Source organism: Lacicoccus qingdaonensis (assembly GCF_900101075.1).
In the GTDB taxonomy this organism is placed as follows: domain Bacteria; phylum Bacillota; class Bacilli; order Staphylococcales; family Salinicoccaceae; genus Lacicoccus; species Lacicoccus qingdaonensis.
The window spans coordinates 1-11,055 of the sequence record NZ_FNFY01000008.1 but is presented as its reverse complement, the minus strand read 5'-3'; the positions used below and the strand labels follow the sequence as shown (position 1 = coordinate 11,055).

The following is an 11,055-nucleotide window of genomic DNA, read 5'->3' as shown; positions in this document are numbered from 1 at the left end:
CTGTACGGCTCATCCCGCCTCCGGGGACGGTCCGTTAAACGCTGTACGGCTCATCCCGCTTCCCGGGACGGTCTGTTAAACGCTGTATGGCTCATCCCGCTTCCCGGGACGGTCCGTTAACATCAACCAGACCCCCAAATTTCACACAAAAAAACCGCAATCACAAAATTGCGGTCCGAATTCAAAATTACTCACCGAGTCTGAATGTCTCGGAAACCTGCCACATGCCGTTATCCAATTGATAGGCAAGGCTGAGTTTGTACAATGTTTCTTTATGGTCGATTCCAGCCATTGCAAGGTGGCTGAACGTATCTTCGAATTGTTGTGAAGTCGTGCCCTGTGCAATTGTAAAGTGCGGCACGAATGAATGTTTATCTTTACCGTAAAAATCCCCTTGGTTCAATGATTCATGTATGGATGTCAAAGTTTCGTTCGGCTCTACTTTAAAGTATATAACAGGTGAAGTGGGAGCGAAGCTGGAAACTTTTTTGATTTGAATTTCCGTCGGCTGGTGATCTTTCGCCACCTGCTTCAACTTATCTACGATAATATCCTTTTCACTCTCATCTGCTTCAAATGATTCTTTAACAGTTATATGTGGTGGAATGAATGCATATTTTGAATCGTATCTTTTCCTGTAATTGTTTACTTTATCCTGCAGTTCTTTTGATGGAAATAAAGCTACACCAAATTTCATGTTAATTCCTCCCAGTGTCATTTCTTCAATTATATCAGATTGTACGTCAATTTCATACATAAGTTAGGCGAGGTAGTGTCGGAGGATGCTCTCCAATTCGGGTTTCCATGTCTTCCAGATGTGGCCGCCGTCAAGCTCCCGGTACTCATATTCAAGCGGCTCCGTCTCCAGAAACTCATTCAGCTTCCGGTTCGGTGTCAGGAAATCCGCCTGCTCGCCCATTATGGTTTTAAAGTCATCTTCCTCAAGACCGATTGTGTGATACAGGTTCAGCTGCAGCAGATTCGGCTGCGACTTGAACCGCTCGATAAAAGCATCATCCACGAAAGGACTGAATGCCACCGCGTTCGGGAATGTCGTCGGATACTGCAGCGCCACACTGAATGCAAATGTCCCTGCGAGTGATTCTCCCATGAGCACCCGTGAGTTCGCCATGTTCAGCGTATTGAAATTGCTGTCGATCCATTTAAGCAGTTCACGCCCGACGAATGTCACCATATTTTCATGATGTTCCCCGTTCGGACTGAAATAATGATTCCGCCATTCCACACTCGAATATGGCACCCCTACAATGATTGCCCGCTCGATTTCTTCATCGACACGGAGCTTCTGGTAGATTCTTTCAATTTGACCGTATTTAAAAAAGTCCTGTGAATCAAAAGTGATGATGACATTATGCTTATATAGATCAGTGAAGTTTTTAGGCAAATAATATTGAATTTCAAATGTTTCATTACAAACTTCCGAAGCCACTTCGGCCGTATGAATTTTGCCGGCTGTCATCTCCATAAAATCCCCTCCTCATTCGTTATTGTACCAAGATATGAATTATATTTATATAAATATTACCATCTTTTATTATATAAACGTATAAAATTCAGTTTTTTATATTTTTGAAAATAAAGTGCTCATGTCCGTTAAATATTTTCAGTAAAGTGATGTTTTGTGATACAATTTATAAAAATACTTACGTAAATTAAGGAGTAGTGGCAATGGCGAATAAGGCATGGTTTCAATCCGGTATTGCAATCATCATCACACTGTTGATCATTATGCTGGTCATCCAGGTGCAGGTCATATTTGAACCGTTATTTACAATCATCGCAACGATATTTGTACCTGTTCTGCTCGGCGGACTGTTGTATTACATCACACAGCCGATCCAGAGCTTTCTTGAAAAAAGAAAAGCCAACAGGCTCGTTGGGATTCTTTCCATATTCATAATCATACTGATCGTCATCAATATACTTGTGATGGTCATCGTTCCGGTCATTTCCGACCAGGTTCAAAACTTGATACAGCGCATGCCGGCATTGCAGCGTGACTTCCAGGGCGCACTCGACTTTTTACTGACACAGCGGGAACAGCTTCCGTTTGATGTCGACATTGAAGGGTTCACCCAGGACATTCTCGATCAGAGTGGTGAAATCGTCAGCAACATCATGAGCAATGCGATTTCGATTTTGACTAGTACAGTGAGTGTGCTGCTCACATTGGTGCTTGTACCGTTCTTTTATTTCTTCATGCTGAAAGATCACGAGAAATTCATTCCGGCTATGGTATCGCCATTTTCCGGCACATTTAAACAGTTTCTGACTGAATTATTATATGACATCGACCGGACGCTCCGATCGTTCATCCAAGGACAGGTACTGATCAGCTTCATTCTCGGTGTGCTTTTGTTCATCAGCTACACGGCAATCGGCCTGGAGTATGCACTCCTGCTCGGTATGCTGGCACTATTCCTGAACGTCATTCCGTTCATCGGACCGTGGATGGCATTTGCACCGGCGGGTCTGCTCGCCGTCATCCAGAGCCCGATCATGTTCGTCTGGGTCGCGCTCATCACACTGGTCGCCCAGCAGATTGAAAGTAACCTGATCACGCCGAACGTCATGGGACAATCATTGAAACTGCACCCTCTGACAGTCATCGTGGTGGTCCTCGCAGCAGGCAACATCGCAGGATTCATCGGAATGCTCGTTGCGATTCCGACATACGCGGTCATCAAGACAACAATCCAGAACATCTGGCGTTACCGCAAGTCGATGAAAAATTCTCTGCTTACGGACGTGCAGCCGTATATCAGGAAAGATGATTAAAATAATAATAGACCTGCCTCACATGTGGGGCAGGCTTTTTTTATCGTAGAAAATAAAACTGACTTTGAATGTTGAATCGTCGATATATGAAGTGACACACTTCAGGAGGTAATTATGAATCCAATCGATTATTTGATTTCTCAAGGTTTCAGGGTGACGTCGGATCCTGAGAAGTACGCGTCGGGCGTCTGGGGGAAGCGCGATTATACGGTGAACGGCTACAACTATGACAGCTACTGCGGCGGCTACCACCGCGCGTATGACCTGTCGAAATACCATCTCGCGCCCGTGCCGTCGGTGTGCGACGGGGTGGTGACGGCGGGAACCCGTGCGTTTGGCAATTTTGGCGGGACGGTGGTCATTGCGAATAAAGATATCCGCATCCAGGTGATCTACGGCCATCTGAGCCGCAATATTCCGGTGAAAATCGGTCGGAAAGTGAGACGCGGCGACACCGTCGGCTACCAGTCCAACACGAATTATCAGGGGGTGAGTATGAATTCACATCTCCATATCCAGTTTCAGAATTACGGTTATATTGCGGATGAGCGCGATTTCGTCTGCAGCGGCATAGATCCGCTGAAGATTAATGTTGTGGGGGGCGGTGATGCCTGGCTATGGACAGGGAAATTTCGGCTGGATGCAAGGATCAATGTGCGGGATTCCCCGGGTTTGGCCGGCAGGAAAACAAGTGTTCTCCGGAGCGGGGTGACCGTCAGTTTTGATAAATTATATGAACAGGACGGCCACTGGTGGCTGCGCATAAAGCACCAGGGCGCAACCCGGTACATCGCGGCAGGGAAGTGGGTGAAAGGGATAACTTTTTCTAAAAGTAAATTGTGGGGGAGAGTGCTCTCCCTGAATACTTCAGGTGGGAAAGAATAGGCGAGGGTGGTTGCAGGCCCTCGCGGCGTTGGGAGTCTATCGGCGCCTCGTTCTCAAATCGAAGCGTTGTTGGAACTCTATCGGCGCCTCGTTCTCAAATCGAAGCGTTGTTGGAACGCTATCGGCGCCTCGTTCTCAAATCGAAGCGGCGTTGGAACTCCATCGGCGCCTCGTTCTCAAATCGAAGCGTTGTTGGAGCTCTATCGGAGCCTCGATCTCAATTCGAAGCGTTGTTGGGCCTCCATCGGAGCCTCGATCTCAATTCGAAGCGTTGTTGGGCCTCCATCGGAGCCTCGTTCTCAAATCGAAGCGCCGATAGGCCCCAAATACCATCCGACATATAACCATAAACCAAAAAACGCACCCCAACCCGGGGTGCGCTCAATCAATTATTATTTTTTCTTCTGCTTCGGCGTCCCCTGGCCGCCGGTCAAATCCTGGTCCATCTCATAAAGGACGCCGTTGATCACGGTCTGATTATAGGCTTCGACCAGAAAGTAGGCGACGATGCTGTAGATGACGATGGCACCCACAAGCAGAATATTATTTTGTACAACACCGAGTACAATTGCCGGCAATAACACGAGTCCGATGAACAAAATCAGCATCGCCATGCGGTAAGTGTTGATGGCACCTTGTGCTCTTTTAATTTGTGAGGCATACTTATCATTAATTTCAGAATAATCCAGTGATCGGTTATCACGGTAGACGTTCGTAATTTTCAGGTTGCCGTCATATGAATTTTCCCGGTAACGGAGATCCATATGACCGTTATTCCAAGTCAACAATTTAAAAAATGACATATTCATGCACCTCGATATACAATGTATTTAACATATATTTTATCATATAGAGGAAAATATTACAAAATTGTGAACTATAATTTCCAAATTCATTAAGCGGGTGATTTTTTGGCTCAAAACAATATAGAAAATAAAGAACGCAGCAAGTCGGCCGAAGCGGTCATCGTCGAATCCACCGACACATTTTCCGGCCACCTCGAAGCACTGCGTGCGGTACTCATCAAATCGGCCATCACCATCGCCATCATATTCATCATCATCTTCACAACCGTGAGCTGGTGGTTTTCATTCATCGGCAAGGGCGCCGATATCGTCGTCATGGGGCCGTTCGAAGTCATCCGGTTTTATTTCCGCACCTCAGGCGCAATCAGCATCGGCCTCGCCATCCCGTTCATGCTCTATTACTTATGGCAGTTCGTGAAACCAAGATTGATTCCTAAAGAAATAAAGATCATGCACTCCATGCTGCCGCTGATGATACTTTTGTTTCTCGCCGGCCTGTTGTTTGGCTATTTCGTCGTGCACCCGATCAGCTACTTCGCCCTCATAGGGATGGGTGAAAAGAATTTCGACGTGCTGATCACGGCGGATGAATATATGTCGTTCCTGCTCGTCACGACAATACCGCTCGGCCTCGTCTTTCAGCTGCCGCTGGTGTTTTTATTTTTAAATTATTTGGAGCTGCTGGATTCTGAAATCATGAGGAATGTCAGGAAGTTTGCGTATTTCGGACTGCTGGTGATTACAGCGCTGATTGCGCCGCCGGATATATTTTCGCATTTGTTGACGCTGACGCCGATGATCATTTTATATGAAGTCAGCATTATTTTAGTGAAGCGGAAAGAAGCGCGGGACCGAGAGAAAGAGGATAATTAAAGGCAGAATATGTTATTATCTAATTTAAAGTTTTTATTAGCAGGAGGCGTACTATTGTGAGTCAGAAAGTGAGAAAAGCAGTTATACCGGCCGCAGGACTCGGAACAAGATTTCTGCCGGCGACAAAGGCGATGCCAAAGGAAATGATTCCGATTCTGGATAAGCCGACGATCCAGTACATTGTGGAAGAAGCGGTCGAAGCGGGCATCGAAGATATCATCATCGTCACGGGCAGGCATAAACGTGCGATCGAAGACCATTTCGACCATCAGGTGGAGCTTGAAATGTCACTCCGCTCGAAAGGTAAATTTGAATTACTCGAGAAAGTTGAACATTCAACCGGACTCGCAAATATATTTTACGTCAGGCAGAAATCGCCGAAAGGGCTGGGGCATGCAATCAATACGGCACACCAGTTCATCGGTGATGAACCGTTTGCGGTGCTGCTCGGCGATGACATCGTCGACTACGGCGACGGGAAACCGGCAATCGGCCAGCTGATTGAAGAGTTCGAACGTAAAAATTCACCGATCATCGGTGTGAAGACCGTGCCGGACGAAGAAGTGTCCAGATACGGCATCGTTGAGTATGACGGATGTTCCGATGATTTATATCATCTGACGGATCTGTATGAAAAGCCGGAGGCGGGCGAGACCGATTCAAGGCTCGCGATCATGGGCCGTTACGTGCTCACCCCGGAAATTTTCGAACAGCTTGGGCGCGGTGTCATCGGTGCCGGCGGTGAAATTCAGCTGACCGATGCGATTGCGGAACTTATCAACGAAGGCAAAGACGTATACGCCCTCGATTTCAAAGGCGAGCGCTACGACGTCGGCCACATGCGCGGATTCGTCAAGACGACCATCGAATACGCACTCCGTTCTGAAAATATCAGAGATGAAATCATCGAGTATATGGAGTCTACGCTCGATAATTTGAAAAAGAAAGAGTAGCTCGGGGAGTTTGAACTGTTGATTGGTTTTTATCGACTCATCTCATTGCGCAGGAAGAGCCGTACAGTGTCTAACGGCACGTCCCGGGCAGTGGGAAGAATCATTAATCAATCAAAACTAAAATCAAACACAAACAAAGCCCGTCCCGGCACATCATCAGATGCCGGCACGGGCTTTTTCAATCTCAATTAACAATCATCGTCTCGCCGCAAGTTTCCTCGCGAACATGCCTGCATAATAAATAGTCAGCACTAAAAATATCAGTCCGCTCGCAACAAGCGTCGCGGTCACCGTCCCGAAAATATCGGCAGTCAGTCCGCCGACAACCGGGCCGATCATCGCGCCCATTCCCTGCAGGCTGCTGATCAGCCCCCAGGATTCGGCCTTCTTTACATTCATGATCGTGCCGGCGAGATATTTATTCCACGCGGGCAGCATAACCCCGTAACATAGTCCGATAAACGCGACAATCAGGAAAATGATCCACACGGTCTGGAGAGTCGAAAACCAGATGATCCCGACCGCATATACAAAGAAACCGGTACAAATAATCACCATCGTAAACTTCGACGAATAGCTGTCCAGCCCGCGGCTCAGCACGGTCATGCTGAAACCGACAAGCGCAAAAATCACCAGAATGAATATCGTATATTCAAAAAAGCTGAGCTCAAGGAGCCCCGTAATATACGTCGGCAGCACCGGCAGCAGCATCCCGACCCCGAGCGCCTGCAGCATGATGCCGGGAATATTCCCCATATGGCGCCGCAAAATCACGAACGTCTCCTTAAGAGGCAGCCGCTTCTTCCCCGACCCGGACCTCGACCCGCGGTCGTCCGCAACGACCTTGAACTTCCCCGGGATAAACAGATACATCAGAATATTCAGCACCACCGCACCGATCATCACGCCCACAGCCGCTTCGCCGACCGCACCGATAATGAAATTCATCACGACCATACCGGAGCCGAGACCACTAAGCCAGCTGAAGAAAATAAACCCCATGTCCTTTCCGCGGGTCGCCTCATCAACGTTTGCGAGCGCGAATATCCAGATTGGGCACACACTCACGCCGAGCAGCGCGGAAGCGATGAGCAGCACGAAAAAGTCCTGCGACAAAATAATCATGCTCATCGCCGCGACCATCAACGCATATGTGCCGGCCATCGTCCACCTGGCGCCGACTTTCCGCATGATGAATCCGAGCCAGGCATTTGTTACCGCATCGAAGACGAAATGTACCGTGATCACAATGGACGCAAGCGTCAGCGAAATGGCCTCGATCGAAGGCAGCGCCGGCAGATAGCTCAGCACATACATCCCCCTGACGAGTTCCGTCATGAATAATATGATTGCATATTTCCAGAATAATTTTTTACGTTTCATCGTCATAAGTTTTCACCATCAATATTATAGCTTCTCAAAGAGTGATTTTATCACAATGAAAGCAAATTTGTGTAGAATATTATTTGTGAATCTCTATTTTAAAGACACCGTTTATTGTATAATATAAAGATTGAAAGGTGGGGACGGTACTTGAATTCGAAAACACTGCTTTCTTTGTTGAAGATCAAGAAAACATATGGCAATTTCCCCGTAGCTGTTGAAAAGATTTCTACAGACTCACGCGAAATTGATGGCAATAGTATTTTTGTGGCAATAAAAGGCCATCTGGTCGACGGTCAGAATTTCATACCGGATGTACTGGAGAAAGGCTGCAGATTCATAATCAGCGACAGATATTACGATGTCGGCGACGATGCCGGCATACTCGTAGTGAAGGACCCTGCGAAAGTCGGCGCACTGTTTGCAGAGTATATATATGATTTTCCGCACGAGGCGATGACGATGATCGGCGTCACCGGCACCAACGGTAAAACGACGGTGGCAACGATGATCCACTCCTTGAGCCGCGCGATGGGCAAGGAAAGTGCGTACCTCGGGACGAACGGTTTCATGGTGAACGACGATCGGTACGTCAGTGTGAACACGACACCGGAATCGATCAAGCTGCATCACAGAATGAACGCAGCGGCGGAGGAAGGCGCGGAAGTGTTCGCGATGGAAGTATCTTCGCACGGCCTGAAGCTCGGCCGTCCGTACGGCATCAACTTCGATATCGCAATATTTACGAATCTGTCGCAGGATCATCTGGACTTCCACCCGACGATGGACGACTACGGCTATACGAAAGGGCTGCTCTTTTCACAGATGGGCCAGGACGTAAAGGAACGTAAATTCGTCGTTCTGAACAACGACGACCCGTGGAGTGAACAGTACCAGCGGATGACGCCGCATGAAGTGATCACTTACGGCATGGATAGTGCGAGCGATTTCTACCCGACGGAAATCGACGGCAGTCTGGAAGGCTTCAACTTTACACTGAATACACCGGAAGGTGAATTCTTCGTCAACTCACCGTTTATCGGCGAATTCAACATTCAAAATCTGATGGCGGCGATCATCAGCGAATGGCTGCAGGGCTATGATCTGGCGAAAATAATCCGGGCGGTTGAAGTGATGGCGCCGGTTGAGGGCAGGCTCGAGGTACTCGATACGTCACTGCCGATCAATTTGATCATCGACTTCGCCCACACGCCGGATGCGCTGGAGAAAATCATGAATACAATCCAGCCTTTCGCGGCCGGACGGCTTTTATTTTTAGTAGGTATGACGGGGGAGCGCGATACGACGAAAGCGAAAGAGATGGGCGAGATTGCCACGCGTGCCGACATCGCGATATTCACACCGGACAATCCGGCGAATGACGACCCAGGGATGCTCGTAAAACTGCTCGAAGCGGGGGCCGGCAGCGACAATTATCATTCGTTCACCGACCGCGACGCGGGGATCCGCTATGCGGTTGAAATCAGTGAGCCTGGCGACACGATCGTGCTTGCGTGCAAGGGCCGCGAGCCGTATCAGATCATGGAAAACTACGTGAAGGTGCCGCACCGCGACGACCTGATTGCGCTGGATGCGGCGTACCGCAAATATCGTCCGAAAGAATATTTGGAAGAATAAAGTATCAAGGAGATTTTTAATGACATTACAAAATGAAATAAAAAAACGTAAAACATTTGCCATCATCTCTCACCCGGATGCCGGGAAGACGACATTGACCGAGAAACTGCTCCTGTTCGGCGGCGCGATCCGCTCTGCAGGGACGGTAAAGGGTAAAAAGAGCGGCAAGTTCGCGACGAGTGACTGGATGAAAGTGGAACAGGAACGCGGCATCAGTGTGACGAGTTCCGTCATGCAGTTTGATTTCGACGGCTATAAGATCAACATTCTGGATACGCCGGGACACGAGGATTTCTCGGAAGATACGTACCGGACACTGATGGCGGTGGATTCCGCAGTCATGGTCATCGATGCCGCCAAAGGTATCGAGCCGCAGACTTTGAAACTCTTTAAAGTGTGCCGCATGCGCGGCATTCCGATTTTCACGTTCATCAACAAGCTCGACCGTATGGGCAAGGAGCCGTTCGAGCTGCTTGAGGAGATTGAAGAGACGCTTGAAATTGAAACATATCCGATGACATGGCCGATCGGCATGGGCCAAAGTTTCTTCGGCATCATCAACCGTAAAAATAAACAGATTAATCCTTTCCGTGAAGAGGAGATGCTCCAGCTGAACGATGATTACGAGTTGGAGGCGGAACACGCAATCACTGAAGATGAGGCATACCAGACGGCACTCGAGGAGTTCATGCTGGTGGAAGAAGCGGGCGATGATTTCGATAAGGAGAAAATTTCGAACGGTGATTTGACGCCTGTGTTCTTCGGCTCGGCATTATCCACGTTCGGTATTGAGGAATTTCTCGATACGTACGTCGATTTCGCGCCGATGCCGACTGCCAGAAAGACGGCGTCCGGAACCGAAGTGACACCGACAGATGAAGGCTTCAGCGGTTTTATTTTCAAAATACAGGCGAACATGGATCCGAAACACCGTGACCGGCTCGCGTTCATGCGCATTGTGAGCGGCAAGTTCACGCGCGGTATGGATGCGGTGCTTGCCCGGACCGGCAAGAAGACGAAAGTGTCGCGTGCCACGATGTTCATGGCCGATGATACCGAGACCGTTGATGAGGCTTATGCGGGCGATATCATCGGTCTGTATGATACGGGGAATTATCAGATCGGGGATACGCTGCATGGTGCCGGCGGTAAAAAGGTCGAGTTCGAGAACCTGCCGCAGTTTACGCCGGAGCTGTTCATGAAAGTGTCCGCGAAAAACGTCATGAAGCAGAAACACTTCTATAAAGGCATCGAGCAGCTTGTGCAGGAGGGCGCGATCCAGTATTACAAAACCCTTCATACCAACCAGCCGATTTTGGGCGCGGTCGGCCAGCTGCAGTTCGAAGTGTTCGAACACCGCATGAAAAACGAGTACAACACCGACGTCGTGATGGAGCCGATCGGCAAGAAGATTGCCCGCTGGATCGAGAATGAAGAGGACATCAAGGAAAGCATGAACTCACCGCGTTCAAACCTCGTGCTCGACCGTTACGATAATCAGGTATTTCTGTTCGAAAATGAATTTGCCACACGCTGGTTCAGCGACAAATTCCCGGAAATCAAATTATACAGCTTATTGTAGCGTGTGGAGACTGCACCCGCCTGGCCGATGTTTATCGGTTAGACGGGTGTTTTTTTATGGGAAGGATGTCCGGAATCAGTCTATTAGCTCATCCCGTTGTCCGGGACGGTCCGTTAGCCGTTGTACGGCTCATCCC

General features: G+C 48.6%; 10 protein-coding genes. 6 read left to right on the top strand and 4 right to left on the bottom strand.

Annotated elements, in window-relative coordinates:
• Positions 1 to 187: 187 nt before the first annotated feature.
• Together BLR15_RS06180 and BLR15_RS06175 are read right to left on the bottom strand one after the other, a co-directional pair.
• A complete protein-coding gene (locus BLR15_RS06180; RefSeq protein WP_092985854.1) occupies positions 188 to 697 on the bottom strand; it encodes a 2'-5' RNA ligase family protein in 510 nt (169 codons plus the stop codon).
• Positions 698 to 760: 63 nt separating this feature from the next.
• Positions 761 to 1,486: an alpha/beta hydrolase gene (locus tag BLR15_RS06175; protein ID WP_092985751.1), complete on the bottom strand. Its 726-nt coding sequence runs from the start codon at positions 1,484 to 1,486 to the stop codon at positions 761 to 763.
• A 203-nt stretch (positions 1,487 to 1,689) separates the two neighbouring features.
• Between BLR15_RS06175 and BLR15_RS06170 the strand changes: the two genes are divergently transcribed.
• Positions 1,690 to 2,799, top strand: coding sequence for an AI-2E family transporter (locus BLR15_RS06170; protein WP_052256913.1), 1,110 nt, complete (start codon positions 1,690 to 1,692; stop codon positions 2,797 to 2,799).
• 114 nt (positions 2,800 to 2,913) lie between these two features.
• On the top strand, positions 2,914 to 3,684 hold the full coding sequence (locus BLR15_RS06165) for a M23 family metallopeptidase (protein ID WP_052256912.1): 771 nt from the start codon (positions 2,914 to 2,916) through the stop codon (positions 3,682 to 3,684).
• A 392-nt stretch (positions 3,685 to 4,076) separates the two neighbouring features.
• On the opposite strand, the gene BLR15_RS06160 is transcribed toward BLR15_RS06165, so the two are convergent.
• A complete protein-coding gene (locus tag BLR15_RS06160) occupies positions 4,077 to 4,487 on the bottom strand; it encodes a hypothetical protein (RefSeq protein ID WP_052256911.1) in 411 nt (136 codons plus the stop codon).
• A gap of 108 nt (positions 4,488 to 4,595) precedes the next feature.
• Between BLR15_RS06160 and tatC the strand changes: the two genes are divergently transcribed.
• A complete protein-coding gene (gene tatC, locus BLR15_RS06155) occupies positions 4,596 to 5,363 on the top strand; it encodes a twin-arginine translocase subunit TatC (RefSeq protein WP_092985749.1) in 768 nt (255 codons plus the stop codon).
• 56 nt (positions 5,364 to 5,419) lie between these two features.
• Positions 5,420 to 6,316 carry a UTP--glucose-1-phosphate uridylyltransferase GalU gene (gene galU, locus BLR15_RS06150; protein ID WP_052256909.1) on the top strand — a complete coding sequence of 299 codons (897 nt, stop codon included), beginning with the start codon at positions 5,420 to 5,422 and terminating at the stop codon, positions 6,314 to 6,316.
• Positions 6,317 to 6,511: 195 nt separating this feature from the next.
• Here the strand turns inward: galU and BLR15_RS06145 are convergent, their stop codons facing one another.
• Entirely contained in the window at positions 6,512 to 7,705 is a 1,194-nt protein-coding gene (locus BLR15_RS06145; RefSeq protein ID WP_092985747.1) for an MFS transporter, read from the bottom strand.
• 144 nt (positions 7,706 to 7,849) lie between these two features.
• Between BLR15_RS06145 and BLR15_RS06140 the strand changes: the two genes are divergently transcribed.
• Positions 7,850 to 9,337: a UDP-N-acetylmuramoyl-L-alanyl-D-glutamate--2,6-diaminopimelate ligase gene (locus BLR15_RS06140; protein ID WP_092985745.1), complete on the top strand. Its 1,488-nt coding sequence runs from the start codon at positions 7,850 to 7,852 to the stop codon at positions 9,335 to 9,337.
• 19 nt (positions 9,338 to 9,356) lie between these two features.
• A complete protein-coding gene (locus BLR15_RS06135) occupies positions 9,357 to 10,919 on the top strand; it encodes a peptide chain release factor 3 (protein ID WP_052256906.1) in 1,563 nt (520 codons plus the stop codon).
• The last annotated feature ends 136 nt before the right edge of the window (positions 10,920 to 11,055 follow it).